General features: G+C 65.8%; 25 protein-coding genes and 1 riboswitch. Of the genes, 17 read left to right on the forward strand and 8 right to left on the reverse strand.

Translation table 11 applies throughout. The annotated features are described in order from the left end of the window. Positions 1-34 precede the first annotated feature (34 nt). Complete coding sequence (locus ACREXZ_RS02025; RefSeq protein ID WP_431762335.1) at positions 35-1,708, reverse strand: isovaleryl-CoA dehydrogenase; 1,674 nt, start codon at positions 1,706-1,708, stop codon at positions 35-37. Positions 1,709-2,039: 331 nt separating this feature from the next. Between ACREXZ_RS02025 and ACREXZ_RS02030 the strand changes: the two genes are divergently transcribed. Further along, positions 2,040-3,680 carry a GMC family oxidoreductase gene (locus ACREXZ_RS02030; protein WP_431762336.1) on the forward strand — a complete coding sequence of 547 codons (1,641 nt, stop codon included), beginning with the start codon at positions 2,040-2,042 and terminating at the stop codon, positions 3,678-3,680. Positions 3,681-3,805: 125 nt separating this feature from the next. Here the strand turns inward: ACREXZ_RS02030 and ACREXZ_RS02035 are convergent, their stop codons facing one another. Continuing rightward, complete coding sequence (locus ACREXZ_RS02035) at positions 3,806-4,726, reverse strand: LysR substrate-binding domain-containing protein (RefSeq protein WP_431762337.1); 921 nt, start codon at positions 4,724-4,726, stop codon at positions 3,806-3,808. 121 nt (positions 4,727-4,847) lie between these two features. Here ACREXZ_RS02035 and ACREXZ_RS02040 point away from each other — a divergent pair, with 121 nt between their 5' ends. The 11 genes from ACREXZ_RS02040 (at position 4,848) to ACREXZ_RS02090 (ending at position 16,155) form a co-directional block, all read left to right on the forward strand. Then, on the forward strand, positions 4,848-5,285 hold the full coding sequence (locus ACREXZ_RS02040) for a CidA/LrgA family protein (protein WP_431762338.1): 438 nt from the start codon (positions 4,848-4,850) through the stop codon (positions 5,283-5,285). Positions 5,286-5,331: 46 nt separating this feature from the next. Then, positions 5,332-6,054 carry an LrgB family protein gene (locus tag ACREXZ_RS02045; RefSeq protein ID WP_431762339.1) on the forward strand — a complete coding sequence of 241 codons (723 nt, stop codon included), beginning with the start codon at positions 5,332-5,334 and terminating at the stop codon, positions 6,052-6,054. 104 nt (positions 6,055-6,158) lie between these two features. Continuing rightward, a riboswitch (S-adenosyl-L-homocysteine riboswitch) is annotated at positions 6,159-6,286 on the forward strand. 31 nt (positions 6,287-6,317) lie between these two features. Further along, on the forward strand, positions 6,318-7,730 hold the full coding sequence (ahcY, locus tag ACREXZ_RS02050; protein WP_431762340.1) for an adenosylhomocysteinase: 1,413 nt from the start codon (positions 6,318-6,320) through the stop codon (positions 7,728-7,730). A 108-nt stretch (positions 7,731-7,838) separates the two neighbouring features. Then, the gene (locus ACREXZ_RS02055; protein ID WP_431762341.1) at positions 7,839-8,192 is read left to right on the forward strand and encodes a phage holin family protein; all 354 of its coding nucleotides are present in this window, start codon (positions 7,839-7,841) and stop codon (positions 8,190-8,192) included. A gap of 10 nt (positions 8,193-8,202) precedes the next feature. Further along, positions 8,203-9,033: a methylenetetrahydrofolate reductase [NAD(P)H] gene (gene metF / locus ACREXZ_RS02060; RefSeq protein WP_431762342.1), complete on the forward strand. Its 831-nt coding sequence runs from the start codon at positions 8,203-8,205 to the stop codon at positions 9,031-9,033. 300 nt (positions 9,034-9,333) lie between these two features. After that, entirely contained in the window at positions 9,334-10,965 is a 1,632-nt protein-coding gene (locus ACREXZ_RS02065; RefSeq protein WP_431762343.1) for an ABC transporter substrate-binding protein, read from the forward strand. Positions 10,966-11,085: 120 nt separating this feature from the next. Beyond that, complete coding sequence (locus ACREXZ_RS02070) at positions 11,086-12,096, forward strand: ABC transporter permease subunit (protein ID WP_431762344.1); 1,011 nt, start codon at positions 11,086-11,088, stop codon at positions 12,094-12,096. Positions 12,097-12,104: 8 nt separating this feature from the next. Next, complete coding sequence (locus ACREXZ_RS02075) at positions 12,105-13,022, forward strand: ABC transporter permease subunit (protein ID WP_431762345.1); 918 nt, start codon at positions 12,105-12,107, stop codon at positions 13,020-13,022. 1 nt (position 13,023) lies between these two features. Further along, entirely contained in the window at positions 13,024-14,022 is a 999-nt protein-coding gene (locus ACREXZ_RS02080; RefSeq protein WP_431762346.1) for an ABC transporter ATP-binding protein, read from the forward strand. Then, entirely contained in the window at positions 14,019-15,038 is a 1,020-nt protein-coding gene (locus ACREXZ_RS02085) for a peptide ABC transporter ATP-binding protein (protein ID WP_431762347.1), read from the forward strand. The genes ACREXZ_RS02080 and ACREXZ_RS02085 overlap by 4 nt, the downstream gene beginning before the upstream one ends. Then, positions 15,031-16,155 carry a TraB/GumN family protein gene (locus tag ACREXZ_RS02090; protein WP_431762348.1) on the forward strand — a complete coding sequence of 375 codons (1,125 nt, stop codon included), beginning with the start codon at positions 15,031-15,033 and terminating at the stop codon, positions 16,153-16,155. Before ACREXZ_RS02085 ends, ACREXZ_RS02090 begins: the two co-directional genes overlap by 8 nt. 36 nt (positions 16,156-16,191) lie before the next feature. Here the strand turns inward: ACREXZ_RS02090 and ACREXZ_RS02095 are convergent, their stop codons facing one another. The 5 genes from ACREXZ_RS02095 to pxpB form a co-directional block, all read right to left on the reverse strand. Next, complete coding sequence (locus ACREXZ_RS02095) at positions 16,192-17,148, reverse strand: DUF979 domain-containing protein (RefSeq protein WP_431762349.1); 957 nt, start codon at positions 17,146-17,148, stop codon at positions 16,192-16,194. Further along, positions 17,145-17,888, reverse strand: coding sequence for a DUF969 domain-containing protein (locus ACREXZ_RS02100; RefSeq protein ID WP_431762350.1), 744 nt, complete (start codon positions 17,886-17,888; stop codon positions 17,145-17,147). Before ACREXZ_RS02100 ends, ACREXZ_RS02095 begins: the two co-directional genes overlap by 4 nt. Before the next feature lie 182 nt (positions 17,889-18,070). Further along, positions 18,071-18,820 (reverse strand): 5-oxoprolinase subunit PxpA, encoded by a 750-nt coding sequence (gene pxpA, locus ACREXZ_RS02105; RefSeq protein ID WP_431762351.1) that lies wholly within the window; start codon positions 18,818-18,820, stop codon positions 18,071-18,073. 9 nt (positions 18,821-18,829) lie between these two features. Beyond that, the gene (locus tag ACREXZ_RS02110; RefSeq protein WP_431762352.1) at positions 18,830-19,891 is read right to left on the reverse strand and encodes a biotin-dependent carboxyltransferase family protein; all 1,062 of its coding nucleotides are present in this window, start codon (positions 19,889-19,891) and stop codon (positions 18,830-18,832) included. After that, positions 19,888-20,541, reverse strand: a complete 654-nt coding sequence (gene pxpB, locus ACREXZ_RS02115) for a 5-oxoprolinase subunit PxpB (RefSeq protein WP_431762353.1) — start codon at positions 20,539-20,541, stop codon at positions 19,888-19,890. Before pxpB ends, ACREXZ_RS02110 begins: the two co-directional genes overlap by 4 nt. A gap of 191 nt (positions 20,542-20,732) precedes the next feature. Between pxpB and ACREXZ_RS02120 the strand changes: the two genes are divergently transcribed. Continuing rightward, positions 20,733-21,245, forward strand: coding sequence for a winged helix DNA-binding protein (locus ACREXZ_RS02120; RefSeq protein WP_431762354.1), 513 nt, complete (start codon positions 20,733-20,735; stop codon positions 21,243-21,245). Positions 21,246-21,272: 27 nt separating this feature from the next. Here ACREXZ_RS02120 and ACREXZ_RS02125 read toward each other — a convergent pair whose 3' ends face one another. Beyond that, entirely contained in the window at positions 21,273-21,860 is a 588-nt protein-coding gene (locus tag ACREXZ_RS02125) for a 5-formyltetrahydrofolate cyclo-ligase (protein WP_431762474.1), read from the reverse strand. A gap of 20 nt (positions 21,861-21,880) precedes the next feature. On the opposite strand from ACREXZ_RS02125, the gene ACREXZ_RS02130 reads away from it, so the two are divergent. Genes ACREXZ_RS02130 through ACREXZ_RS02145 form a run of 4 tightly spaced genes read left to right on the forward strand, consistent with a single transcriptional unit; the run spans position 21,881 to position 26,768 of the window. After that, complete coding sequence (locus ACREXZ_RS02130; RefSeq protein WP_431762355.1) at positions 21,881-23,848, forward strand: transglycosylase SLT domain-containing protein; 1,968 nt, start codon at positions 21,881-21,883, stop codon at positions 23,846-23,848. Between the two features lie 60 nt (positions 23,849-23,908). Beyond that, positions 23,909-24,862, forward strand: coding sequence for a complex I NDUFA9 subunit family protein (locus tag ACREXZ_RS02135; protein WP_431762356.1), 954 nt, complete (start codon positions 23,909-23,911; stop codon positions 24,860-24,862). Between the two features lie 29 nt (positions 24,863-24,891). Beyond that, on the forward strand, positions 24,892-25,539 hold the full coding sequence (locus ACREXZ_RS02140; protein WP_431762357.1) for a glutathione S-transferase family protein: 648 nt from the start codon (positions 24,892-24,894) through the stop codon (positions 25,537-25,539). Further along, on the forward strand, positions 25,536-26,768 hold the full coding sequence (locus ACREXZ_RS02145) for a multifunctional CCA addition/repair protein (RefSeq protein WP_431762358.1): 1,233 nt from the start codon (positions 25,536-25,538) through the stop codon (positions 26,766-26,768). Before ACREXZ_RS02140 ends, ACREXZ_RS02145 begins: the two co-directional genes overlap by 4 nt. The last annotated feature ends 52 nt before the right edge of the window (positions 26,769-26,820 follow it).

Consider the following 26,820-nt stretch of genomic DNA (forward strand, 5'->3'; position numbering starts at 1 on the left):
GTATGGGTGCGTGTATGGGTGCGCGTGCGCCAGATCACGCCGGAAACGCCCGCGCGACAATTGCCGCGTGATCGAACGCTGCCGGCAGCGTGCCGTACACGCGACCGCTGTCGCCCGCGCCGTCCGCGAGACGTGTCGCGATAAACGCATCGGCAACATACGACGGCGCGTGCTTTACGAGCAGCGTCGCCTGCGCGATCAGCACGAGCTGCTGCGCGATGCGTCGTGCTGAAGCTTCGCGCGTATCGGGTGCGCCGGTCAGCGCGGCGAGCAGCCGTTCAAGCGCGGCGCCGAGCGCCGGATGCGCATGCGCGTCCGCGCGCCATGCGGCGAGCAGCGCCTGCGCCGCGTCGGGCTCGCGTTCGATTGCGCGCAGCACGTCGAGGCACATCACGTTGCCGGAGCCTTCCCAGATCGAGTTGACCGGCGCCTCGCGATAGAACCGCGCCATCGGACCTTCCTCGACGTAGCCGTTGCCGCCCCACACCTCCATCGCTTCGCCGGCGAATTCGAGCGTGCGCTTGCAGACCCAGTACTTCGAGGCGGGCGTGACGATGCGGCGCCACGCGCGTTCTTCAGGCGCATTCGTGGCGTTCTCGAACGCGCGCGCGAGACGCATGAACAGCACCGTCGCCGCTTCGGATTCGAGCGCGAGATCGGCGAGCACGTTGCGCATCAGCGGCTGATCCGCGAGATGCCGGCCGAACGCGCTGCGATGTCGCGCGTGATGCACGGCCTGCACGAGCGCGGCGCGCATCAGCGCGGCACTGCCGATCACGCAGTCGAGTCGCGTGTAGTTCGCCATCTCGATGATGGTCGGCACGCCGCGGCCTTCTTCGCCGATCAGCGTGCCCCACGCATCGAGAAATTCGACTTCGCTGCTCGCGTTCGAGCGGTTGCCGAGCTTGTCCTTCAGGCGCTGTATCTGCACGGCGTTCTTGCTGCCGTCCGGTGCGAAGCGCGGCACGAAGAAGCACGACAGGCCCTCGTGATCGTCGGTGCGCGCGAGCACCAGGTGCGCATCGCACTGTGGCGCGGAAAAGAACCACTTGTGCCCGACGAGCCGATAGCCGGCGCCACGTCCGCCGCCGTTCTCGGCACGTGCGTGCGTGCGGTTGCTGCGCACATCGGAGCCGCCTTGTTTCTCCGTCATGCCCATGCCGATCATCGCGGATGTTTTCTGCGTGAGCGGCACGTCGCGCGGATCGTGCGTACGCGAGTAGAGCTTGTCGCGTAGCGTGTCGAACAGCGCGGGTTCGCGTTGCAGCACGGGGATGCTGGCGAACGTCATCGTCAGCGGACACAGCGAGCCGGATTCGAGCTGCGCATGCAGAAAGTAGCCGGCGCAGCGCGCGGCCATCGCACCGCTTTGCGGATCGGAGAACGGTAGCGCGTGTAGTCCTTCGCGGCGCAGCAGCGTGAGCAGTGCATGCCACGAGGGATGGAATTCGAGTGAGTCGATGCGCTCGCCGCGCGGGCTGTGCGTGAAGAGTTCGGGCGAGTGGCGATTGGCGAGTGCCGCGAGCGCGAGGGTCTCGGGCGAGCCGAGTTCGGCACCGTCGCGCAGCAGCGCCTCGCGATGCCAGGCGGCGCCGTCGCGTTCGAGTGCGTCGGCGAGCGCTGTGTCGATGGCGAACAGGTTGTAGTCCGCGAGCGGCGGGACCTGATTCGTTACCTCGTGCGTGTTGCCGGGGCCGTGCCAATCCATTTGCCTGTCTCCTCTTTCCTGCAGCTCACCCGCTTCGCCAGCGCATCCCGGATCGTTTTTCGCATGTTGCGTTTCAATGCTGCGGGCCGCACGCTGCGGCACCGGGAAGGCCTCCGGCACGCGTTGTTTGAACCGATGCCAAAACCACGCCGCCGGCGCGCAGGGCCTCTTTCATCATAGGGGTCGGCCCTCGCGTCCGTTTAGAGGGATCGCTCTGACATCGGGCGTCGCGCGCGCCGCCGCGCTCCCTACAATGCGGCATGAAACACACGTAGACAAGTGTGCACGAGACATGGCGTGCGAGCAACGCGCGCGACTGAGGGAGACATCGATGCAATACGACTACATCATCGTGGGCGCGGGTTCCGGCGGCTGTTCTCTGGCGAGCCGTCTCGCGGACCTCTGCCCCGACGCGACGATCGCGTTGATCGAAGCGGGCCCGCACACCGATCGCAATCTCTTCGTCAACATGCCGACCGGCGTCGCGGCGGTCGTGCCGTACAAGCTGAAGACCAACTACGGTTTCGAAACCGAGCCGCAGCCTGGTCTTGCCGGCCGGCGCGGTTATCAGCCGCGCGGACGCGGCTTCGGCGGATCGAGCGCGATCAACGCGATGATCTACACGCGCGGCCATCCGCTCGACTACGACGAATGGGCCGAACTCGGCTGCACCGGCTGGTCGTGGCAGGACGTGCTGCCGTACTTCCGCCGCGCGGAAGGCAACGAGCGCGGCGCCGATGCGCTGCACGGCGCGGACGGACCGCTCACCGTGAGCGATCTGCGATTTCGCAATCCGTTTTCGCAGCGCTTCGTGCAGGCTGCGCTCGAAGCCGGCTATCGCGCGAACGCCGATTTCAACGGACCGGACCAGGAAGGCGTCGGCTTCTATCAGGTGACGCAGCGCGATGGCCGGCGTTGCAGCGTCGCGCGTGCGTACGTGTACGACCGGCCACGGCCGAACCTGCATACGATCGCCGATGCGACGGTGCTGCGCGTGACCTTCGATGGCGCGCGCGCGAACGGCGTCGAGATCGTGCGTGGTGGTCAGACCGGCGGTCGCACGGAAACGCTCGAGGCGCGCGCGGAGGTCGTGCTCGCCGCGGGCGCGTTCAATACGCCGCAATTGCTGATGTGCTCGGGTATCGGTCCGGCAGATCATCTGCGTGCGTTCGGCGTCGCGGTGCGGCACGATGCGACGGAGGTCGGACAGAACCTGATCGATCACATCGACTTCACGATCAACAAGCGCGTGCGTTCAATCGAGCCGACCGGCATTTCATTGCGCGGGATCGCGCGGATGCTGCCGCAGTTCGTCGAATTCTCGCGGCATGGACGCGGGATGCTGTCGAGCAACGTCGCGGAGGCGGGCGGTTTCGTGAAGAGCAATCCGACGCTCGACCGGCCCGATCTGCAGCTGCATTTCTGCGCGGCGCTCGTCGACGATCACAACCGCCACATGCACTGGGGTCACGGCTATTCGCTGCACGTGTGCGTGCTGAGGCCGAAGAGCCGCGGCACCGTGTCGCTCGCGAGCGCCGATGCGCGCGTCGCGCCGCGCATCGATCCGCGTTTTCTCAGCGACTCGCGCGATCTCGATCTGCTGATCGACGGCGCACACGTCGCGCGGCGCATTCTCGATGCGCCTTCGCTCGCGCTGTGTGGCGGCCGCGAGCTGTACACGCATCCGGAGCAGAGCGACGCGGAGTTGCGCGAGACGATCGCGGCGCATGCGGACACGATCTATCACCCGGTCGCGACCTGCCGGATGGGCAGCGATCCGCAATCGGTGGTCGATCCGCAGTTGCGCGTGCGGGGTGTGTCGGGGCTGCGGATCGTCGATGCATCGGTGATGCCGACGCTGATCGGCGGCAATACCAATGCGCCGACCGTGATGATCGGCGAGCGCGCGGCGGAGTTTATTGCGGCTGCGCGGCGGGTGGGGCAACCGGCGGCGGAGGGTGTGGCGGCTTGAAGAGGGGGGCGCTTCTGTCGATGCGACATCGCGCTGACCCACGAACGCGTGGACCGAGCGACGGTCCATACGAATAACGCTTCACGATTCACGACGCCCGCCTCGCTTCCCCGCGAGGCGGGTTTTTATTGCGCCGCCGGCATCGGCATGAACTCGTCGCCGCTCTGCGTGGCAAGCGTTTCGCGCGCGACGTCGAGCCATGCGCGTGCCGCGTGCGACAGATAGCCGTTGCGTCGCCAGCCGATCGCCATTTCCCACGGAATCTCCGGCTCGATCACCGGGCAGCACGCGAGCTGCGCGGCGTCGAGGCGCCGGCAGTACGGCGCGGGCAGCAGCGCGATGCCGACGCCCGCCTGCACGAGCGCGGCCATGAAATCCCAATGCGCGCTGCGGCCTACGATGGTCGGCGTGAAGCCGGCGGTGCGGCATGCGTTCAGCACGACGTCGTTCAGCGCGAGGCTCTCGCCGTAGAACACGAACGGCTCGCTCGCCAGATCGGCGAGCCGGACCTGCGTGGCGCCGTCCCAGCGCGAACCGCGGCGTGCGACGAGCCACAGCAATTGGCGGGACATCGGCAGCACGTCGATCGTCTCGGGGTCGACCGGCTGTAGCACGCCGCCCAGTTCGAGTTCGCCGGAGATCAGCGCGGTCTCGATGCCGCGCGAACCCTGCTCGAACAGCTTCAGATCGATTTTCGGATAGCGCTGGCGGAATGCCGCGATGGTCGGCGTGAAGAGCGCGCCGCCCATCGGCGGGATGCCGATGGTCAGCTCGCCGCGGCCGAGTTTGTCGAGGTCGTCGAGTTCGGCCTGCAGCAACGCATGCGCGGCGAGCACGTCCTGGCCGCGCTGGAAGACGATCCGTCCGGCGTCGGTGAGCACCATCTGACGGCCGTCGCGCAGCAGCAGCGGCGAGCCGATTTCGTCTTCGAGCGCCTTGACCATCTTGCTGATGGTCGGCTGCGTGACGAACATCTGCTCGGCCGCGACAGTGAAGCTCTGCTGACGGACGACCTCGACGAAATAGCGGAGTGCGCGCAGTTCCACGGCGGGTGGCTCCTCGATGGTGAGATTCCGATTCGGAATGAAGGGGATGATTCTAAGTCATTATATTTATGTCAAGGGGGTCCCTATACTCAACTTCATCAGAAATCACTAGGGGTTTGCCATGACCGGCCGCTCGCTTGCCCAGTCGTTTGCCCGGATCGGCCGCATCGCCGTGCAGAGCGCCGCGCTCGGCGCGGTGTGGTTCGTCGCCGATTTCGTCGTGCGCACGCTTGGTCTGCCGTTGCCTGGCGGCGTGGTTGGCCTCATCGCGTTGCTGGCGCTGCTGTTCTGCGGCGGTGTCGCGCCGCGCTGGGTCAAGGCGGGCGCCGACTGGCTGCTGTCCGACATGCTGCTGTTCTTCATCCCCGCTGCGGTTGCGGCCGTTCAGTACGGCGGTCTGTTTCGCGAAGACGGTTGGCGCCTTGCGCTGGTCGTGGTCGGCGGGACGCTGATGGTAATGATCGCCGTCGCGATTGCGGTCGAGCAGGCCGCGCGGCTCGAACGCCGCTTCGCCCTGCGGCGCGTGCGGGTGGCGCGGGTTGCCGCGGCACGCGCGTGATCGAATCCCATCGACACTCGCGCCTACCCACCGACGAGGCCACCCGATGAACGCCTTCTACGCCTCCTTGTTCGCGGACGACGCGTCGCGCCTGATCGCCGCCGGCTGTCTCGTGCTGACGATCGCGCTGTATTTCGCGTCGAAGGCGCTGTACGCGCGCTATCCGTCGCCGTGGCTGACGCCGCTCGTCGGGGTGCCGGCCGTGCTCGCCGCGATCGTGCTGGTCGCTCACATCCCGTACGCGGTCTACTTCCGCGACACGCGCTGGTTGATGTGGCTGCTCGGGCCCGCGACCGTGGCGTTCGCGGTGCCGATCTACGAATACCGCGCGCTGCTGAAGCGTCACTGGATCTCGCTCGCGGTCGGCGTGAGCGTCGGCGTGGTGGTGGCGGTCGGCGGATCGCTGCTGCTCGCGAAGCTGCTGCATCTGTCGCCTGACTTGCAACGCAGCCTGATGACCCGCTCGATCTCGACGCCGTTCGCGCTCGCGGTGTCCGACCGGATCCACGCGCCGCGCGAGCTGACCGCGCTGTTCGTGATCGCGACCGGCGTCTGCGGAATGCTGTTCGGCGAGGTCGTGCTGGCGCTGCTGCCGTTGCGCACGCGACTCGCGCGCGGCGCGCTGTTCGGTGCGGCCGCGCACGGCGTCGGCACCGCGAAGGCACGCGAACTCGGCAGCGAGGAGGGCGTCGTCGCGAGCCTGACGATGATGATCGCCGGCATCGTGATGGTGCTGGCCGCACCGCTGCTCGGCTTCCTGCCGGTGTAGTTCTCTGGTTTCACGTCGCTCGCGTCACTCGCGTCACGAAGCGAAAGACCCTCCTGCACGAAAGCGTCCGCCGCCGTCATCCCGATTTGCTACAATCGCGGTTCGCCTACGAGGAGCGTTGCGACGGGTTAGCCCGCCAGGCTCGAAGGCTTTCAATCCGGGTGGTCTGAAGCGTGTACGAAGGTGTGCACCAAGCGCTTCACACCCCCGCATCGAACGGCGCTCACGTCAAATTTCTAGTCATTTTTAGAAAGGAGGGCGTGATGAACGCCGCAGTTTACGATTCCAAAGATTTCGTCGTGGCCGACCTGTCGCTTGCCGACTGGGGCCGCAAGGAACTCGACATCGCCGAGACGGAAATGCCCGGCCTCGTGCAAACGCGCGAAGAGTACAAGGCGCAGCAGCCGCTGAAGGGCGCGCGCGTCGCCGGCTCGCTGCACATGACGATCCAGACCGGTGTGCTGATCGAAACGCTCACCGCGCTTGGTGCGGATGTGCGTTGGGCATCGTGCAACATCTTCTCGACCCAGGACCACGCCGCCGCCGCGATCGCGAAGGGCGGCACGCCGGTGTTCGCATTCAAGGGCGAATCGCTCGACGAATACTGGGAGTTCTCGCACCGCATCTTCGAATGGCCGAACGGCGAATTCGCCAACATGATCCTCGACGACGGCGGCGATGCAACGCTGCTGCTGATCCTCGGATCGAAGGCCGAGAAGGACCGCTCGGTGATCGCGAAGCCGACCAACGAGGAAGAAGTCGCGCTGTACAAGTCGATCGCTTCGCACCTCGACGCGGACCCGGTCTGGTACTCGACGCGTCTCGCGCACATCAAGGGCGTCACCGAAGAAACGACGACCGGCGTGCACCGTCTGTACCAGATGGAGAAGGAAGGGCGTCTGCCGTTCCCGGCCATCAACGTCAACGACTCGGTCACGAAGTCGAAGTTCGACAACCTGTACGGCTGCCGCGAGTCGCTCGTCGATGGCATCAAGCGTGCAACCGACGTGATGATCGCGGGCAAGATCGCGGTCGTCGCGGGCTACGGCGACGTGGGCAAGGGCTGCGCGCAGTCGCTGCGCGGTCTCGGCGCCACAGTGTGGGTCACCGAAATCGATCCGATCTGCGCGCTGCAGGCGGCGATGGAAGGCTACCGCGTCGTGACGATGGAATACGCGGCCGACAAGGCTGACATCTTCGTCACGGCGACCGGCAACTTCCACGTGATCGGCCACGACCACATGAAGGCGATGCGCCACAACGCGATCGTCTGCAACATCGGTCACTTCGATTCGGAAATCGATATCGCGTCGACCCGTCAGTACAAGTGGGACAACATCAAGCCGCAAGTCGACCACATCATTTTCCCGGACGGCAAGCGCGTGATCCTGCTGGCTGAAGGCCGTCTCGTGAACCTCGGCTGCGCGACGGGCCACCCGTCGTTCGTGATGTCGAACTCGTTCACGAACCAGACGCTCGCGCAGATCGAACTGTTCACGCAGGGCGACAAGTACGAGAACAAGGTGTACGTGCTGCCGAAGCAGCTCGACGAAAAGGTCGCGCGTCTGCATCTCGCGCGCATCGGCGCTAACCTGACCGTGCTGTCTGACGAGCAGGCGGGCTACATCGGCGTCGACAAGAGCGGTCCGTACAAGCCGAACCACTACCGCTATTGATGCGCCTGCGCGCGCGGCCCGCAGCCGGAACGCGGGCCGTGTGCGCATCGTGCACCGCGCGCTGAAGCATTCGCGCAATCCGGACTACCCGTCTTCGAGGAGCTCTTCATGACCCTGCTGCTGACCTGGCTCATCAACGCGCTCGCGCTGCTGATCATCACGTACCTCGTTCCGTCGATTCACATCCGCAGCTTCGGGACCGCGCTGATCGTCGCGATCGTGCTCGGGCTGATCAACGCGGTGCTGCGTCCGGTGCTGATCCTGCTCACGCTGCCCGTCACGATACTCACGCTCGGCCTCTTCATCCTCGTCGTCAATGCGCTGTGCTTCTGGCTGTGCGCATCGCTGCTGAAGGGGTTCGAGGTGTCGGGTTTCTGGTCCGCATTCTTCGGCTCGATCCTGTACAGCATCGTGTCGTGGCTGCTGTCCGCGCTGATTTTTGGTAACCGTTCGCTCGGTTGAGCCACGCATCATGAATCCGATAGAACTGTCATTCGAATTCTTCCCGCCGAAAACGGCGGAAGGCGTCGACAAGCTGCGCGCGACGCGCGCGCAGCTCGCACCGCTGAAGCCGAAGTTCGTGTCCGTCACGTTCGGCGCCGGCGGCTCGACGCAGCAAGGCACGCTCGATACCGTCGTCGATATGGCGAAGGAAGGTCTCAACGCGGCGCCCCACCTGTCGTGCATCGGCTCGTCGCGCGACAGCCTGCGCGGCATCCTCAACGAGTACCGCTCGCACGGCATCCGTCATATCGTCGCGCTGCGCGGCGACCTGCCTTCGGGCATGGGCGAAGTCGGCGAACTGCGCTATGCGTCCGAACTGGTGAGCTTCATCCGCTCCGAGTTTGGCGACTGGTTCTTCATCGAGGTGGCCGGCTATCCGGAATACCACCCGCAGTCGCGTTCGCCGCGTCACGATCTGGAGAACTTCGCGCGCAAGGTGAAGGCGGGCGCGAACTCGGCGATCACGCAGTACTTCTTCAACGCGGACGCGTACTTCCGTTTCGTCGACGACGCGCGCAAGCTCGGCGTCGATGTGCCGATCGTCCCGGGCATCATGCCCATTACCAACTTCTCGCAGCTGATGCGCTTCTCCGAAATGTGCGGCGCCGAAGTGCCGCGCTGGGTCGCGCGCAGGCTGGAGAGTTTCGGCGACGACCGCGAAGCGATCCGCGCGTTCGGACTCGACGTGGTGACCGACCTGTGCCGCCGGCTGATCGACGCGGGCGTGCCGGGGCTGCACTTCTACACGCTGAACGGCGCCGCGGCGACGAAATCGCTCTGCGAACGGCTCGCGGTCTGATCCTGGCTGTTCCGCCGCGCCGACCGTCCGGCGCGGCTTTCTCTTTTCTTCCATTTCCTTGCGCACAGGCCGGACGCGGCCTGTCATCTGCGTTTCATCTCCGCTTCATCGACACATTTTCCGGCACGATCCGTGGCAGGCGGGTAACCTTCCATCGAGAGGCGGCAACCGCCCGCGCACCTGTGCCGGAACGGCTTCCCGGCAGCCGGTGCGAACAATTTCGTCTGCTTGTGGGGGCCAGCAAAGCTCAGTAATATCGCGCTACGCTGGCTACAGCCGGCCACGAAACCTGGAGGAAACATGAAGCAAAACAACCTGTTGCGCGCGGCGCGGCTCACGACGCTCGCCGCTGTCGCAGCGGCATCGATGGTGGGAGCCCAACTGGCGAACGCCGCCGATATCCCGAACAAGACGCTCGTCTACTGCTCGGAAGGCAGCCCCGCGGGTTTCGATCCGGCGCAATACACGACCGGTACCGATTTCACAGCCAACACGTTCACGGTCTATAACCGCCTCGTCGAGTTCGTGCGCGGCGGCACCACGGTCGAGCCCGGCCTCGCCGAATCGTGGGACATCTCGCCGGACGGCAAGACCTACACGTTCCATCTGCGCCACGGCGTGAAGTTCCAGACCACGTCGTTCTTCAAGCCGACCCGCGAATTCAACGCGGACGACGTCGTGTTCTCGTTCGAGCGCATGCTCGATCCGAACCAGCCGTTCCGCAAGGCGTACCCGGTGTCGTTCCCGTACTTCACCGACATGGGCCTCGACAAGCTGATCGCGAAGGTCGAGAAGGTCGATCCATACACGGTCCGCTTCACGCTGAACCAGGTGAACGCGCCGTTCATCCAGAACCTCGCGATGGAGTACGCGTCGATCCTGTCGGCCGAATACGCCGATTCGCTGATGAAGGCCGGCAAGGCCGCCGACCTCAACCAGAAACCGGTCGGCACGGGCCCGTTCATTTTCCGCAGCTATACGAAGGACGCGACGATCCGCTTCGACGGCAATCCGGATTACTGGAAGCCGAACGCCGTGAAAATCTCGAAGCTGATCTTCTCGATCACGCCGGATCCGGGCGTGCGCGTGCAGAAGCTGAAGCGCGACGAATGCCAGGTGATGAGCTATCCGCGTCCGGCCGACATCGCGCCGCTGAAGCAGGAAGCGAACATCGCGATGCCGTCGCAGCCGGGCTTCAACGTGGGCTACCTTGCGTACAACACGACGCACAAACCCGTCGACAACGTCGAAGTGCGGCGTGCCCTCGATATGGCGATCAACAAGAAGGCGATCATCGAATCGGTGTACCAGGGCGCGGGCCAGGCGGCGTCGAATCCGATGCCGCCGACGCAATGGTCGTACGACAAAAGCCTGAAGAGTGCCGCCTACGATCCGGACAAGGCGAAGGCGCTGCTCGCGAAGGCCGGCTTCCCGAACGGCTTCGACATCACGCTGTGGGCGATGCCGGTGCAGCGTCCGTACAATCCGAACGGCAAACTGATGGCCGAAATGATCCAGGCGGACTGGGCGAAGATCGGAGTGCGCGCGAAGATCGTCACGTATGAATGGGGCGAGTACATCAAGCGCGCGCACGCGGGCGAACACGATTCGATGCTGATCGGCTGGACCGGCGACAACGGCGATCCGGACAACTGGCTCGGCACGCTGCTCGGCTGCGATGCAGTGAACGGCAGCAACTTCTCGAAGTGGTGCTACAAGCCGTTCGACGACCTCGTGGTCAAGGGCCGCGAAACGTCCAGTCAGGCCCAGCGCACGAATTTCTACATGCAGGCACAACAGATCTTCGCGCAGCAGTTGCCGTTCTCCCCGATCGCGCACTCGACGGTGTACCAGCCGGTCAGCAAGAAGGTGGTTGACATGCGCATCGAGCCGCTGGGTTATATGCGCTTCGACGGAGTGAGCATGAAGTAAGGTTTGCGCGTTACGCTTTTCGCACGGTTAGAAAACTGGTCGAAATGGTCCGGCGACCGGGGTCACGAGCCCTCGTCGCCGGTTGCGTTTTTCCGTTCATCAAGACCATAGGGACGAACCATGTTCCGATTCGTTTTGCGTCGCATCGGGATGGTGATACCGACCTTCATCGGCATTACGATCCTCGCCTTCGCACTGATTCACCTGATCCCCGGCGATCCCATCGAAGTGATGATGGGCGAACGCGGCGTCGATCCCGCGATGCACGCGCAAGCGATGCACCGCCTTGGGCTCGACGAACCCCTGCCGATGCAGTACATCCACTATGTCGGCCATGCCCTGCGCGGCAACCTCGGTACGTCGATCATCACGAACACCAGCGTGATGGACGAATTCCTCGCCCGCTTCCCCGCCACCATCGAACTCTCCATCTGCGCGATGCTGTTCGCGCTGATTGTCGGGTTGCCCGCCGGCGTATTCGCGGCGCTGAGGCGCGGCACCATCGTCGATCACGGCGTGATGGGTACCGCGCTGACCGGCTATTCGATGCCGATCTTCTGGTGGGGCTTGATCCTCATCATGTTCTTTTCGTCGAAGCTCGGCTGGACGCCGGTGTCAGGGCGCATCGCGGTCGAGTACGACATTCCGCACACCACGGGCTTCATGCTGATCGACGCGCTGCTCGCGCCCGACGAAGGCTCGTTCAAGTCCGCGCTGAGTCACCTGATCCTGCCGGCCATCGTGCTCGGCACGATTCCGCTCGCGGTCGTCGCACGGATGACGCGCTCGTCGATGCTCGAAGTGCTGCGTGAAGACTACATCCGCACGGCTCGCGCGAAGGGGCTCGCGCCTGTGCGCGTGATCGTCGTGCATGCGTTGCGCAACGCGCTGATTCCGGTTGTTACCGTGATCGGTCTGCAGGTCGGCACGCTGCTCGCTGGCGCGGTGCTGACCGAGACGCTGTTTTCGTGGCCCGGCATCGGCAAATGGCTGATCGATGCGATCGGCCGACGCGACTATCCGGTCGTGCAGGGCGGCATCCTGATGATCGCCACGCTCGTCATCGTCGTGAACCTCGTCGTCGATCTGCTGTACGGCGTGCTCAATCCACGCATCCGCCATACGAGGTAAAACAAGCTATGGCCGACATACAAAACACAGTCCCCCAGGCAGTCACTCCCCCCAGCGGCCGCGCGCTTGCAGTTCGCGAATTCTGGGCCAACTTTTCGCGTAACCGCGGTGCGGTCGGTGCGGGCACCATTGTGCTCGTGCTGATCTTCGTCGCGATCTTCGCGCCGCTGATCGCACCGCACAGCCCGATCGAGCAGTACCGCGATTTCGTGAAGATTCCGCCCGCCTGGCTCGACGGCGGCAACTGGAAGTTCATCCTCGGCACCGACGAAGCGGGCCGCGACATCCTGTCGCGGCTGATGTACGGCGCGCGCCTGTCGTTCTGGATCGGCTTCGTGTCCGTCGTGCTGGCACTGATTCCGGGCATCGTGCTCGGCCTCTTCGCCGCGTTTTTCCAGAAGTGGGTCGATACGCCGATCATGCGCATCATGGACGTGCTGCTCGCGCTGCCGTCACTGCTGCTCGCGGTCGCGGTGGTCGCGATCATCGGTCCGGGTCTGACGAACACGATGCTCGCGATCGCGATCGTCGCGCTGCCCGGCTATGTGCGGCTCACGCGCGCGTCCGCGCTCGGCGAGCTGCAGAAGGAATACGTGACAGCGTCGCGCGTCGCGGGTGCCGGCACGCTGCGGCTGATGTTCTCGCAGGTGCTGCCGAACTGCACGGCACCGCTGATCGTGCAGGCCACGCTCGGTTTTTCGTCGGCGATTCTGGATGCGGCAGCGCTCGGCTTCCTCGGCCTCGGCGTGCAACCGCCGGCGGCGGAGTGGGGTGCGATGCTCGCGTCCGCACGCGACTACATCGACAACGCATGGTGGATCGTCACGCTGCCCGGTTTGTCGATCGTGATTTCGGTGCTCGCGATCAATCTGCTCGGAGACGGCCTGCGCGACGCGCTCGATCCCAAACTGAAACGGATGGCCTGATATGGACAAGCTACTAACCATCCGAAATCTGGCGGTCAATTTCAACGGCCTGCCCGCCGTCGACCGGATCAATCTCGACGTCGCGCCGGGCGAAGTCGTCGGCGTCGTCGGCGAATCGGGCTCGGGCAAGAGCGTGACGATGATGGCGCTGATGGGTCTGATCGACGCGCCCGGCAAGGTGAGTGCCGACGAGGTCACGTTCGACGGCAAGGATCTGCTGAACGCGACGCCGAAGCAGCGCCGCAAGATCATCGGCAAGGACATCGCGATGGTGTTCCAGGACGCGCTGACGAGCCTGAACCCCAGCTACACGGTTGGCTACCAGATCAAGGAAGTGCTGAAGCTGCACGAAGGGCTGCGCGGCGCCGCGTTGCAGCAGCGCGCGCTCGAACTGCTCGATCAGGTCGGCATTCCAGACGCGAAGAACCGCATCACCGCGTTTCCGCATCAGATGTCCGGCGGGATGAACCAGCGCGTGATGATCGCGATGGCCGTCGCGTGCAATCCGAAGCTGCTGATCGCTGACGAGCCGACCACCGCGCTCGACGTGACGATCCAGGCGCAGATCATGGAACTGCTCGTGAAGCTGCAGAAGGAACGCGGCATGGCGCTCGTGCTGATCTCGCACGATCTGGCCGTCGTATCTGAGGTCGCGCAGCGCGTCGCGGTGATGTACGCGGGCGAGGTCATCGAGACCAATCGCGTGCCTGACATCTTCGCGGCACCCCATCATCCGTACACTGAGGCGCTGCTCGCCGCGATTCCCGAGCACAATGTCGGAGCGGTGCGGCTGGCCGCGCTGCCGGGCATGGTGCCGGGGCGCGACGACCGGCCGCGCGGCTGCCTGTTCGCGCCGCGCTGCAAGTACGTCGTCGACGACTGCATGAAGGCGCGGCCGGTGCTCGCGCCGCTGCCGCAACACGGCGACGCCGCGCAGGTCCGCTGCATCAAGCCGCTCAACCTGGCCGCCGATGCCCATCAACCCGGAGGCGCACGATGAACGCAGTACCTGAAGCGCGCCACGATGCGCATCCAGGCGGCGACCGCGTGCTCGTCGCCGACCAGCTCGCGAGGCACTACACCGTGAAGCGCGGCATGTTCGGCCATGGCGTCGTGAAGGCGCTGAACGGCGTGTCCTTCTCGCTCGAACGCGGCAAGACGCTGGCGGTCGTCGGTGAATCGGGCTGCGGCAAATCGACGCTCGCCCGCCAGTTGACGATGATCGAACCGCCTACGTCGGGCCGGCTCCTGGTGGACGGCGAAGACGTCGCGGGCGCGGGGCACGCGAAGATCGCCGCGCTGCGGCGGCGTGTGCAGATGGTGTTCCAGAATCCGTTCGCGTCGCTCAATCCGCGCAAGACCGTCGAGCAGACGCTCGGCGAGCCGCTCGCGATCAACACGCCGGCAAGCTCCGCGGAACGCGCCGAACGCATCGCGCAGATGATGCGCACGGTCGGCCTGCGGCCCGAGCACGCGAAGCGCTATCCGCACATGTTCTCGGGCGGCCAGCGGCAGCGCGTCGCGATCGCGCGGGCGATGATCCTCGATCCGCAGATCGTCGTCGCCGACGAACCGGTCTCTGCGCTCGACGTGTCGATCCAGGCGCAGATTCTCAATCTGTTCATGGATCTGCAGGAGCAGTTCAAGACGAGCTATGTGTTCATCTCGCATAACCTGTCGGTGGTCGAACACATCGCCGACGACGTGATGGTGATGTACTTCGGCGGCGTCGCCGAGCGGGGCGACAAGCAGCGGATTTTCTCGAAGCCGCGGCATCCGTACACGCGGGCGCTGATGTCGGCGACGCCGTCGATCTTCGAGGCGGACCGCAGCATCAAGATCAAGCTGCAGGGCGAGATGCCGTCCCCGCTGAATCCGCCGTCGGGCTGCACGTTCCATCAGCGCTGCCCTTACGTGATCGACCGCTGCCGCAGCGAGGAGCCGAAGCTGCGCGACGTGGACGGCCGCCAGGTGGCATGTCATCGGGCCGAGGAGGTGGGGGAGGCGGATGCCTGAAGCGTCGGCGGCGCGTTGTCCTGCGCGCTGCCTGCGTGAGGGCGGCCGCCGCGCCGTTTTCACGCGGCGCTGTGCGGTGCTCGCGGTTGGCCTCTGTTGCGCGGTGCTCGCACTGGCACTGTGGCCTGCTGCGTCGCCGTTTGCCACCGCGTATGCGGCCGGCGCGTCGGCGAACACGCCGGCGCAGGTCGGCAGTCCCGCACTTCCGCGCGCGACGCTGCCTGGTTTCAATCCGCCGCCACCCGGCTCGGGCACGACCGCCAGCGGTCGGGTGCGCACGCAGCCCGCGCGGATGCCCTTTTACGTCGCGACCCGCGGCTCGACGACGATCTACCTGCTCGGCACGCTGCATGTGGGCGACCCGGACGACTATCCGCCGAACCAGCCGTTTCGCAATCCGATCCTCGGTGCGCTCGCCGCATCGCCGACGCTTGCGCTGGAACTGTCGCCCGACGATCTGCTGGTGTCGCAGGACGACGTGTCGCGCTATGGCATCTGCTCGCGGCCGTGTCTGCCGAAGCTGTTGCCCGAGCCCCTGTGGCACCGGCTCGAGCTGAGGCTGCGCGGCAACCCCGCCGCGCTCGACGAAATCAAGAAGATGCGGCCGTGGCTCGCATCGCTGCTCGTCGAAACCTACGATTCATTGAGTGCGGGCCTGCAGACCGAATACGGCACCGAGGCCCAACTGCAGAACGTCTATTTGCGCACGAAGGGGAAGATCGTCGGGCTGGAGACGCTGTCCGAACAGATGCGTGCGTTCACCGGGCTGTCGCTCGCGCAGCAGCGCGAAATGCTCGCGCAGGATCTCGTGCAGACGCCCGCGCAAAACGTCGCCGACGTCGAGGCGCTGCTGCGTTTGTGGCGCGTCGGCGATGCGGACGCGATCGCCGCGTGGCAGGCGGCGAAAGTGGAAACGCTCGCGCGCGATCCGCGCGTGTCCGCGTCGGTCAACAACAAGATCCTGTACGAGCGCAACCGCCGCTTCGTCACGCGGATGCTGCTGATCGCCGGACCGAACAAGCCGGTGTTCGTCGCGATCGGCGCGCTGCATCTGGGCGGCCCGCGCGGCGTGCTGCAGCTATTGCGGCAGCACGGCTTCACGGTCGATCCGTACTGAGCGCGCCGCCCGGCGTTGAAGGCGGCGATGACGCGTTCAGCGGAACATCAGGAAATTCAGCAGGAAGATGTTCACGACCAGCAGTGCCAGCGCGGTCGGCACCTGCACCTTGATCACCGCGTTCTTGTCCGGCAATTCGAGCAGCGCGGCCGGCACCATGTTGAAGTTCGCGGCCATCGGCGTCATCAGGGTGCCGCAGTAGCCCGAGAACATGCCGATCGCGACCATCACCGCCGGGTTGCCGTGGAACACGTTGACGAGGATCGGCACGCCGACACCGCCGGTCATCACCGGGAACGCGGCGAAGCCGTTGCCCATCACCATCGTGAACAGCGCCATCCCGATGCAGTACGTCGCGACCGCGACGAGCCGGTAGTCGAGGCTGATGTACGCGGTCGTAACGTGCGCGACTGCCTTGCCGACGCCCGCGTCCGAGAACACGAGGCCGAGCATGCCGAGCATCTGCGGCAGCACCGCGGCCCACGACAGCGCGTCGACCAGCCGGCGTGCCTCTTTCATCGACTGGCCGACAGTGTCGCGCGTCATCACGCACGCGAAGCCGAGCGCGATCACACAGCCGATGCCGAAGCCGATCAGCGTGACGTTCTTCTGTTCGACGAGCGGCACGCCGCCGAACACGAAATGACTTGCGCCAAGCGTGACGACGACGGTGACCAGCGGGATCGTCAGCGCGGGGGCGAAGAGCTTGTTGCCGAGCCGCTTTGCGCTTGTGCTACGTGCTTCGTCGGACAGCAGCTTCGGCTTCGCCGCCCTGACGCCGCCGAAGCCCGCGATCAGCGCCATCGCGATCACCAGCACGCCGACGACGTCGGTGGGCAGGTAGTCGCCGATCAGGAAGACCAGCGCGTAGAGAATCCAGAAGCCGCCGGTGCTAAAGCGGCGCGGATGGTCGCGGTCGGCGACGATCATGCCGCCGACCACAAGCAGCACGATGCCGACGAGCCAGAACAGGTAGGTGATGGTGATCGTCATGCTTCGTCTCCCGCAGCGGGTTGCGTGGGTTGAGCGTTCGAAGCGGCTGCATTGCCGCTCAGTTCGCGTTCAAGCCTGCGATCGAGCAACATGAGCCGGAAGCCGTGAATCAGGAACGCGCAGATGGCGGTTGGAATGCCCCACACCGCGACATGTATCGGCTCGACGACGATACCCAGCTCCTTCAGGAACGTGGTCATCAACACGATTGCGCCGAACGCGACGAAGATGTCCTCGCCGAAGAACAGGCCGACGTTGTCAGTCGCGGCGGCGTACGCGCGCAGCTTGTAGCGCACCGCGTCGCTCAGTTTGCCGAAGCGCGATTCGGCCGCACCTTCGGCCATCGGCGCGATCAGCGGACGCACCATCTGCGGATGGCCGCCGAGGCCCGTCAGCCCGACCGCCGCGGTCAGCTCGCGCACGAGCAGATAGACGATCAGCAGACGACCGGCGGTCGCGGCCTTGATGCCCGCGATCCACATCTGCGCGCGTTCGCGCAGCCCATGTCGCTCGAGCAGCCCGATGACCGCGAGCGGCAGCAGGATGATCAGCGGAATGTTGCGCGTCTTGATGAAGCCGCTGCCGATCGCCGAGAGGATCTTGTCCGGCGGAAAGTGCGCGGCGAGTGCCGTGATGATCGACGCGGCCGCGACGATCAGCATCGGATTGAAGCGCAGTAGAAACCCGACGATGATGACGGCCACGCCGATGAGCGGCCATAAGTTGACTGTTGTCTGCATGCGTTGATCTCCAAACAGGGTTCTGACCAGCCGCCGCGTACGGCGACCGACTTATGCACTGCGCGGCTCTTGATGGCCGCGTATCGACTGCTTCCTGACTGCTTCTCTCGTGACTGCGATACTGCGACTGCGTGCCCGGCGCGAGCCGGGTCCTCGGGTGATGCTGCTTCTGTTGCGCCCAATCAATCCGGTACGGACGCCGGATGCACGCCGATACCCGCTTCGTCGAGCGCCGCGCGGATGCGCCGCGCGAACGCAAGCGCATGCGGCCCGTCGCCATGCAGGCAGATGGTCTGCGCGTTCAACTCGACCCAATGGCCGTCCACGGCCTGCACGCGATGCTCGCGGATCATCGCGAGCGTGCGTGCCAGCACCGCGTCTTCGTCGTCGAGCAGCGCGCCGGGCTCTTTGCGCGGCACGAGCGAACCGTCGGCGCGATAGCCGCGATCGGCGAATACTTCCTCGATCGCGGTGAGGCCCGCGCCGCGCGCGGCCGCGACGAGCCCGCTGTTCGCGAGCGCGAACACCGCGACCGACGGATCGAAGTCGTGCACTGCGGAGACGATCGCGTCGGCGATCTTCGGATCGCGCGCGGCCTGGTTGTACAGCGCGCCATGCGGCTTCACGTGCGCGATGCGGCCACCTTCGGCCTGCGCGATCGCGGACAGTGCGCCCAGCTGATACAGCACGCCCGCGTAGATCTCGCTTGCGGGCAGATCCATTTCCTTGCGGCCGAAATTCTCAGGGTCGTTGAAGCTCGGATGCGCGCCGATCGATACGCCTTTCTCGACGGCCCATTTGACGCAGTCGCGCATCGCGTTGGCGCCGCCCGCGTGCCAGCCGCACGCGATGTTGGCCGAGCTGACGAGATCGAGCAGCGCTTCGTCGGAGCCGCAGCCTTCGCCGAGATCGGCGTTGAGATCGATTTCCATGATGTTCCTCTACGTGTCTTGCAGTGCTGCGGGCGCCGGCAGGCGCGCGCCGCGTTCTTCGTGCATCGCGATCGCTGCATCGATCTGCCGCAGATACGTGCGTTCGTCGCGCAGCGCGCGGTGTGCTTCGGCGAGCGTCGTCGCGACGAAGCGCACGCCGCCGTTCAACCGTACCTGCGCGAGCTTCCACAGGTCTGCGCGGATCACCGCACCGATCTTCGGATAACCGCCGGTGGTGTGCGCGTCGATCATCAGCACGATCGGCTGGCCGTTCGGCGGCACCTGGATCGTGCCGGGCATTACCGCGTGCGACAGCAGGTCGGTCTTGCGGGTGCGTGCGAGTTCCGTGCCGGACAGCCGGTAGCCCATCCGGTTGCTGTTCGGCGTGACGACCCATTCGTCGGACCAGAACGTCTGCTGCGCGTCGTGCGTGAAGCTGTCGTACTCCGGGCCGGGCAGTACGCGGATCGGCACCGACCACGCGAGGCCGGCCGGATGCCGGCCGCGCCGCAGCGGCGGCGGTTCGTGCAGGAGCACGAACTTGCACCAGGCCGGCGCCTTGACGCCGAATTCGCGCGCGTCTGGGCCGAGACCGTTGCGCGCCGCGACGGGGCCAACCGGCAAGCGGTCGCCATCGCGCAGCGCGCGGCCGCCGAGGCCACCGAAGTGTGCGGCGAGATCCGTGCTGCGCGAGCCGAGCATCGGCAGCACGTCGATGCCGCCCGCGATGCACACGTAGCCGCGCATGCCGCGCTTCGCCGCGTGCAAGGTCAGTTGCTGGCCGGCGCGGACCGGCAGGCTCCACCATGAATGGACCGGCTCGCCGTCGAGCGTCGCGCCGAACTCGGTGCCGGTGATCGCGAGGCGCGTCGCGCGTGCGAAGCGCAGCACCACCGGACCGAAGGTGATTTCGAGGCCGGCCGCGTCGGGCCGGTTGCCGACGAGTCGATTGCCGACCTCGAGTGCGAGGCGGTCGAGCGCGCCGCCCATCGCGATGCCGAGATGGCGGTAGCCCTCGCGACCGAGGTCCTGGACCGTGGTGAGGACGCCCGCGCGGATCACGTCGATCATGCGTGGATCCCCGCGATCGAAAAGCGGACGCGGTCGCCGGGCTGGAGCAGCGTAGGCGGCGTGCGGGACGGGTCGAAGAGCGGCAGGTCGGTGCGCCCGATCAACTGCCAGCCGCCCGGCGACACCGCCGGATAAAGACCCGTCTGCGCACCGCCGATGCCGATGGAGCCAGCCGGTACTTCGAGCCGCGGCTCGGCCCGGCGGGGCGTGTGCAGCGCATCCTCGAGGCCGCCCATGTACGCGAAGCCCGGCTGGAAGCCGAGGAAGAACACGACGTAGTCGCCGCCGGCGTGGCGGCGCACGACCTCTTCGGCGGTAAGGCCCGTGTGACTCGCGACAACCTCCAGGTCGGGACCGAACGAGCCACCGTACTGCACCGGAATCTCGACCTCGCGTGTGGCGGCAGGCGTGTCGCCGGCTGCGTCCCACGCGGCCTGCAGGCGCTGGGTGAACGCATCGGCGTCGGCTTCGAGCGGGTCGAAGACGATCGTCAGATTGTTCATGCCCGGCACCACCTCGACGACGTGCGGCCAGGCTCGCGCGGCCTGCGCGGCGGCCCACACGCGACGCTGGCAGTCGAGCGTCGCGGGCGGGGGCGCCTCGCAGACAAGTGCGGTATCGCCGAGCGGAAAGATACGGGGTGAACTCATGAACGTTCCGGGTTGGGTCGGAAAGCCGGGCGCGGACGGGAGGCGAGTCGCGGCAGGTATTCCGGTTGCATAGGATACATTTTCAATAATTTATCAACAATTTATCAATAAGCGTTTTTGCCAGGCCCACGTGGACCGGCGCCGTCGTACACTCCGGACACTCCCTTTCTTGCGCATCGAGAACGTCCGCCATGTCGCGTCATCCGACCAAAATCGTTTCTTCGGAACACCTCGTTTCCGAAACGAGCGCCGAGCTTTCCGAGTTCGAATACGGCCTCATCATGGCGGGCAACGCATTCAACCGATGGATGGTGCGCTGCATGTCGGCGGCGGGAGAGAAGGACATGACCGCGATCGAGGTCTCGCTGCTGCACCACGTGAGCCATCGCGAGCGCCGCAAGAAGCTTGCCGATATCTGCTTCGTGTTGAACATCGAGGACACCCACGTCGCCACCTACGCGCTGAAGAAGCTCGTAGCTAGAGGGTATGTAAAAAGCGAAAAGAGCGGCAAGGAAGTGTTTTTCTCGGCGACCCAGGCGGGACGCGATCTGTGTGCACGTTATCGCGAGGTGCGCGAGAGCTGTCTGATCGCGACGCTGAAGGAAAGCGGGCTGACCAATGAGCAGATCGGCGAAGCCGCGCAGCTGATGCGCAACGCGTCCGGGTTGTACGACACGGCTGCGCGTGCGGCGGCGTCGCTGTGAGTTTTCGAGGCCGCCTGCGCTTACGGTTTAAGGATAAATCGCCGAATCGGTGACGATCGCGTCGAGCGGAATATCGTGTGCTTCGCGCGGCAGCGCATCGGTGCGACACGCCTCGTACGCGATACCGACAGTGACCGGCCTTTGAGCGCCGGGCCACGCGGCGAGCGTGCGGTCGTAGTAGCCACCGCCATAGCCGAGCCGGTAGCCGTGCGCATCGAAGCCCACGCACGGCACGAACAGCAGATCCGGAATCACGACACGATCCGAAGTCGGCTCGGGGATACGATGCTGGCCGTCGCGCATCGGCATGTCGGGGGTCCATGCGTGGAATTCGAGCGGTGCGCCGCGCTGCACGATGACCGGCAGACTCGCGGTGCGCGACGGGTCGGCGGCGAGCCACACCGCGATCGCGCCGCGCGCGTCGAACTCGCCTGTTAGCGGCCAGTAAAACCCGACGCAGACCGGCGCGCGATCATTCAGCACGTCGAGGATTCGACGGCTCAGCGCATCGTTCAAAAGGGGCTCGCGAGCCGCTTCGAGACGGGTTTCCAGCAGCGCGCGACGCAGCTCGCTTTTCGATTTTGCGATGGGGTTGCGTGCTATGCTTGGCTCCACTTCGCGCTCCAGAAACAACGATGTCAAAAAGCTTCCATCGAGTATATCGCACGGTCGGCGCGGCGCTCGCCGTCGCGGCGCTCGTCGCATGCAGTACCGCATCCGCGGTGAAGCCGGTTCCGCTTTCGCAGCTGACGAACGACGACCAGATTTTCGTGCAGCTTCGCGAAGCCGCACGCAATAACGATCCAGCGCGCGCCGCACAACTCGCGGCGATGATCCCGGACTACCCGGCGCCGTCCTATCTCGAATATTTCCAGCTCAAGCCGCAGCTGTTCGACAACCAGGGCCATCCGCGCGTCGATGCGCCCGATGCGCCGGTGCTGTCGTTCCTGCAGAAGTACGACGGCCAGGCGATCGCCGACCGGATGCGCAACGACTACCTCGTCGTGCTCGGCGCGCGGCACGACTGGCGCAACTTCGACCAGCAGTACGCGCGCTTCGTGCTGAACGACGATACGCAGGTGAAGTGCTACGCGCTCGAGTCGCGCGCGGCACGCGGCGAAAACGTCGCCGATGCCGCGCGTGCGGTGCTCGTCGAGCCGCGCAACTACGGCGACGGCTGCGTCGATCTGATCACGGCGCTCGCGCTGAAGCAGCAGTTCAACACCGACGACGTCTGGCAACTGATCCGCGCCGCGTACGAACAGAACCAGACGGACACCGGCAGCAAGCTGCTCGATGCGCTCGGCAACCAGCGGCCGGACCCGACGCTTTTCAGCCAGGCGACAAGCATGCCGCCGCTGCTGCTCGCGCGCGGCGTCGGCCCCGATCCGCAGTCGCATCAGCTTGCGTTGCTCGCGATCACGCGGATGGCGCGCAACGACCCGGCCACGGCCGCCGCGACGTTCGCATCGGTGGCACCGTCGCTGACCACGCCCGAACGCGCTATTGGCTGGGGCACGATCGGTTATCAGGCCGCGGCGAAGCAGATGCCTGGCGCGGTCGACTGGTACCGGCTGTCGGCGAACGCGCCGCTGTCGAATCCCGCTTACGAATGGCGTACGCGGACCGCGCTGCTCGCCGGCGACTGGACGATGGTGCGCTGGTCGATCGAGCAGATGCCCACGCCGCTGCGCAACCAGCCCACGTGGGTCTACTGGCACGCGCGGGCGCTGAAGCAGGCCGGCGAAACGGTGCAGGCGAACCAGGAATTCGAGCAGATCTCGCAGGGATTCAACTTCTACGGGCAACTCGCGCTGGAAGAACTCGGCCAGAAGATCACCGTCCCGCCAAAAACCACCGTCACCGACGCCGAAGTGCAGCAGGCCGCGAACACGCCGGGCTTCGATCTCGCGCAGCGCTTTTATCAGCTGAATCTGCGGCTCGAAGGCAACCGCGAATGGAACTGGCCGCTGCGCAGCATGACCGACCGGCAACTGCTCGCGGTCGCGGAATACGCACGCCGGATCGAGCTGTACGACCGCACGGTCAACACGGCTGACCGCACGAAGACCGAACACGACTTCTCGCTGCGCTATCTGTCGCCGTTCCGCGACATCGTCGAGCGCGATGCGCAGTCGACCGGGCTCGACGTCGAATGGGCGTATGGGCTGATCCGCCAGGAGTCGCGCTTCATCATGAACGCGCGCTCCGAAGTGGGCGCGAGCGGCCTGATGCAGCTGATGCCGGCCACCGCGCAACTGGTCGCGAAGAAGATCGGTCTCGGGCCGGTTTCGCGCGCGCAGATGAACGACATCAACACCAACATCCTGCTTGGCACCAACTACCTGTCGATGATCTACAATCAATTCGACGGGTCCGACGTGCTGGCCACAGCCGGCTACAACGCCGGTCCTGGCCGGCCGCGCAACTGGCGGCAGTCGTTGCAGCGTCCGGTGGAAGGCGCGATCTTTGCTGAAGCGATTCCGTTCCAGGAAACCCGCGATTACGTGAAGAACGTCCTGTCCAATACCGTCTACTACGCGGCACTGTTCGAAGGCCGTCCGCAATCGCTGAAGGCGCGTCTCGGCTACATCGCACCGTAAGCGCCGGGCTGCAACCGCCGCGCTGCACCGGCCGCCGCGGCTTCCAGCAGGGAGTCCGAAATGCGACATCAAGCCGTTGCGGTCATCGGGGGTTCCGGGTTCATCGGCAGCAATCTCGTCAATGCGCTCGTCGAGATCGGCAAGGACGTGCGCATCGCGACGCGACGGCGCAACCACGCGCGCCATCTCACGCTGCTGCCCATCGACGTGATCGAAACCGACGTCTACGACCCGGTGCAGCTCGCGAGCTTCGTCGAGAACGCCGACGCGGTGATCAACCTGGTCGGCACGCTGTATGGCAAGCGCGGTGATCCGTATGGTCCCGAGTTCGCGCGTACGCACGTCGAGCTACCGACGAAAATCGCCGCCGCCTGCGAAGGCAAGGGCGTGCACCGGCTGATCCACGTCAGCGCGCTCGGTGCGGCGTCCGACGGCCCGAGCATGTACCTGCGTTCGAAGGGCGATGGCGAGAAGGCGGTGCACGCGTCGTCGCTCGCGACGACAGTGTTCCGGCCGTCCGTCGTGTTTGGTCCGGAGGATGCGCTGCTCAATCAGTTCGCGTTTCTACAGCGGGTGTTTCCGGTGATTCCGCTCGCGAAGCCCGATGCGAAGTTCCAGCCGGTGTTCGTCGGCGATGTCGCGAAGGCGATCGTCAACGTGCTCGATCTCGATGCCGCAAGCGGTCGCACCTACGAACTTGGCGGTCCGACCGTCTATACGCTCGAGCAGCTGGTCCGGTATTGCGGCGACGTGATCGGCCGGCATGCGCGCATCGTCCGGCTGCCCGACGCGCTCGCGCGGCTGCAGGCGCTGACGTTCGAGATGGCGCCCGGCGATCCGGTCATCTCGCGCGACAATCTAGATTCGATGAGCGTCGACAACGTGCTGACCGGACCGCTCGCGCCCGAACTGGATGTCGACCCGGCCAGCATCGAGACGATCGCTCCCGTCTATTTGACCGGCGCGTCGATGCGCTCGCGCTTCAATGCATTTCGCGCGAACGCGGGGCGCTGATTCCTTCTCTCTTTTACTTCATACACGGCATGAAACTGATTATCGGTGACAAGAACTACTCGTCGTGGTCGATGCGCCCGTGGGTGCTGCTGAAGCACTTCGAGATCCCGTTCGACGAGACGCTCATCGAGTTGTACGATCCCGGCGCGAAGGAAGCGATCCTCGAACATTCGCCTTCGGGCAAGGTGCCGTGCCTCGTTACCGACGAAGGCTACGAGGTGTGGGACTCGCTCGCGATCGCCGAGACGCTCGCGGAGCGCTTTCCGCAGCACGCGTTGTGGCCGCGCGCGCAGGCGGCGCGCGGTCATGCGCGCAGTGTCAGCGCCGAGATGCATTCGGGGTTCGCCGAGCTGCGAGGCAACATGTGGATGAACATCCGCGCGTCATTTCCGGGCAAGGGTGCGACGCCTGGCGCGCTTGCCGACATTGCGCGGGTCGATGATCTGTGGCGCGACTGCCTTGACATCTACGGCGGCCCGTTCCTGTTCGGCGAATTCTGCATTGCGGACGCGATGTACGCGCCGGTCGTGATGCGCTTTAACACGTGGCAGCCGGCGCTCTCGGATGCGGCGAGCGCGTACGCGCGTCGCGTGACCGAACTGCCGGCTGTGCGTGCATGGATCGACGCCGCGCGGCGCGAGACCCACTGCATCGCCTGCTACGACGTCTGCGAATGAACATCTACGCGGTCGGTGGAGCGATCCGCGACGCGCTGCTCGGCGTGCCGGTGCAGGATCGCGACTACGTGGTCGTCGGCGCGACGCCCGAACAGATGATCGCGCAGAAGTACAAGCCAGTCGGCAAGGACTTCCCGGTGTTCCTGCATCCGGACACGCACGAGGAGTACGCGCTCGCACGCACCGAGCGCAAGACGGCGGCGGGCTATCACGGCTTCCAGTTCTTCTACGCACCCGACGTGACGCTCGAACAGGATCTCGCGCGCCGCGATCTGACGATCAACGCGATGGCGCGCGAGGTGCGGCCCGACGGTGAACTCACCGGCCCGGTGATCGACCCGTTCGGCGGCGAAGCGGATCTGCGCGCGCGCGTGTTCCGCCACGTCAGCGATGCATTTCTCGAAGACCCGGTGCGGATTCTGCGGGTCGCGCGGTTTGCCGCGCGCTTCGCCGGTTTCACCGTCGCGCCGGAAACGATGGCGTTGATGCGCGGCATGGTCGCGGCCGGCGAAGTTGACGCGCTGGTGCCGGAGCGCGTGTGGCAGGAAGTGTCGCGCGGGCTGATGGAAAAGACGCCGTCGCGGATGTTCGAGGTGCTGCGCGAATGCGGCGCGCTCGCGCGCATCCTGCCGGAAATCGACAGCCTGTTCGGCGTACCGCAGCGTGCCGACTATCACCCCGAGGTCGATACGGGCGTGCACGTGATGATGGTCGTCGATCACGCGGCCGCGCAGGGCTACGCGCTCGCCGTGCGCTTCGCGGCGCTGACCCACGATCTCGGCAAGGCGACCACGCCCGCCGACGTGCTGCCGCGCCATCTCGGCCACGAAGGCCGCAGCGTCGATCTATTGAAACCGCTGTGCGACCGGCTGCGCGTGCCGAACGAGTGTCGCGATCTCGCGGTGCTGGTCGCGCGCGAGCACGGCAACATTCATCGCGTGCTGGAGATGGGCGCCGCCGCGCTGGTGCGGCTCTTCGAGCGCTGCGACGCGCTGCGCAAGCCGGCGCGTTTCGCGGAGGCACTGCAGGCCTGCGAGGCGGACGCGCGCGGGCGGCTTGGGTTCGAGGCGCGCGAGTATCCGCAGGCCGAGCGGCTGCGCGTTGCGCTGGTCGCGGCGCGCGCGGTCGATGCGGGCGCGGTCGCGCAGGCGTTCGCCGACAAGCCGGCACAGATCAAGGAAGCGGTGCATCGCGCGAGGGTGAGCGCGGTTGAGGCGGCGTTGCCGTGAGCGTCGTGCGTCGCGATCATGAAGGCGGTGCGTCGCACGGGTGGTGCGCTCG

It is taken from the genome of Paraburkholderia sp. (genome assembly GCF_050742655.1).
Taxonomy (GTDB): Bacteria; Pseudomonadota; Gammaproteobacteria; order Burkholderiales; family Burkholderiaceae; genus Paraburkholderia.

Bases quoted from the DNA above. Each gene is read 5' to 3' on its own strand.
- ACREXZ_RS02025 (WP_431762335.1), bottom strand. From the start codon at position 1,708: ATGGATTGGCACGGCCCCGGCAACACGCACGAGGTAACGAATCAGGTC.
- ACREXZ_RS02030 (WP_431762336.1), top strand. From the start codon at position 2,040: ATGCAATACGACTACATCATCGTGGGCGCGGGTTCCGGCGGCTGTTCT.
- ACREXZ_RS02040 (WP_431762338.1), top strand. From the start codon at position 4,848: ATGACCGGCCGCTCGCTTGCCCAGTCGTTTGCCCGGATCGGCCGCATC.
- ACREXZ_RS02045 (WP_431762339.1), top strand. From the start codon at position 5,332: ATGAACGCCTTCTACGCCTCCTTGTTCGCGGACGACGCGTCGCGCCTG.
- ahcY (WP_431762340.1), top strand. From the start codon at position 6,318: ATGAACGCCGCAGTTTACGATTCCAAAGATTTCGTCGTGGCCGACCTG.
- ACREXZ_RS02055 (WP_431762341.1), top strand. From the start codon at position 7,839: ATGACCCTGCTGCTGACCTGGCTCATCAACGCGCTCGCGCTGCTGATC.
- metF (WP_431762342.1), top strand. From the start codon at position 8,203: ATGAATCCGATAGAACTGTCATTCGAATTCTTCCCGCCGAAAACGGCG.
- ACREXZ_RS02065 (WP_431762343.1), top strand. From the start codon at position 9,334: ATGAAGCAAAACAACCTGTTGCGCGCGGCGCGGCTCACGACGCTCGCC.
- ACREXZ_RS02070 (WP_431762344.1), top strand. From the start codon at position 11,086: ATGTTCCGATTCGTTTTGCGTCGCATCGGGATGGTGATACCGACCTTC.
- ACREXZ_RS02075 (WP_431762345.1), top strand. From the start codon at position 12,105: ATGGCCGACATACAAAACACAGTCCCCCAGGCAGTCACTCCCCCCAGC.
- ACREXZ_RS02080 (WP_431762346.1), top strand. From the start codon at position 13,024: ATGGACAAGCTACTAACCATCCGAAATCTGGCGGTCAATTTCAACGGC.
- ACREXZ_RS02085 (WP_431762347.1), top strand. From the start codon at position 14,019: ATGAACGCAGTACCTGAAGCGCGCCACGATGCGCATCCAGGCGGCGAC.
- ACREXZ_RS02090 (WP_431762348.1), top strand. From the start codon at position 15,031: ATGCCTGAAGCGTCGGCGGCGCGTTGTCCTGCGCGCTGCCTGCGTGAG.
- ACREXZ_RS02095 (WP_431762349.1), bottom strand. From the start codon at position 17,148: ATGACGATCACCATCACCTACCTGTTCTGGCTCGTCGGCATCGTGCTG.
- ACREXZ_RS02100 (WP_431762350.1), bottom strand. From the start codon at position 17,888: ATGCAGACAACAGTCAACTTATGGCCGCTCATCGGCGTGGCCGTCATC.
- pxpA (WP_431762351.1), bottom strand. From the start codon at position 18,820: ATGGAAATCGATCTCAACGCCGATCTCGGCGAAGGCTGCGGCTCCGAC.
- ACREXZ_RS02110 (WP_431762352.1), bottom strand. From the start codon at position 19,891: ATGATCGACGTGATCCGCGCGGGCGTCCTCACCACGGTCCAGGACCTC.
- pxpB (WP_431762353.1), bottom strand. From the start codon at position 20,541: ATGAGTTCACCCCGTATCTTTCCGCTCGGCGATACCGCACTTGTCTGC.
- ACREXZ_RS02120 (WP_431762354.1), top strand. From the start codon at position 20,733: ATGTCGCGTCATCCGACCAAAATCGTTTCTTCGGAACACCTCGTTTCC.
- ACREXZ_RS02130 (WP_431762355.1), top strand. From the start codon at position 21,881: ATGTCAAAAAGCTTCCATCGAGTATATCGCACGGTCGGCGCGGCGCTC.
- ACREXZ_RS02135 (WP_431762356.1), top strand. From the start codon at position 23,909: ATGCGACATCAAGCCGTTGCGGTCATCGGGGGTTCCGGGTTCATCGGC.
- ACREXZ_RS02140 (WP_431762357.1), top strand. From the start codon at position 24,892: ATGAAACTGATTATCGGTGACAAGAACTACTCGTCGTGGTCGATGCGC.
- ACREXZ_RS02145 (WP_431762358.1), top strand. From the start codon at position 25,536: ATGAACATCTACGCGGTCGGTGGAGCGATCCGCGACGCGCTGCTCGGC.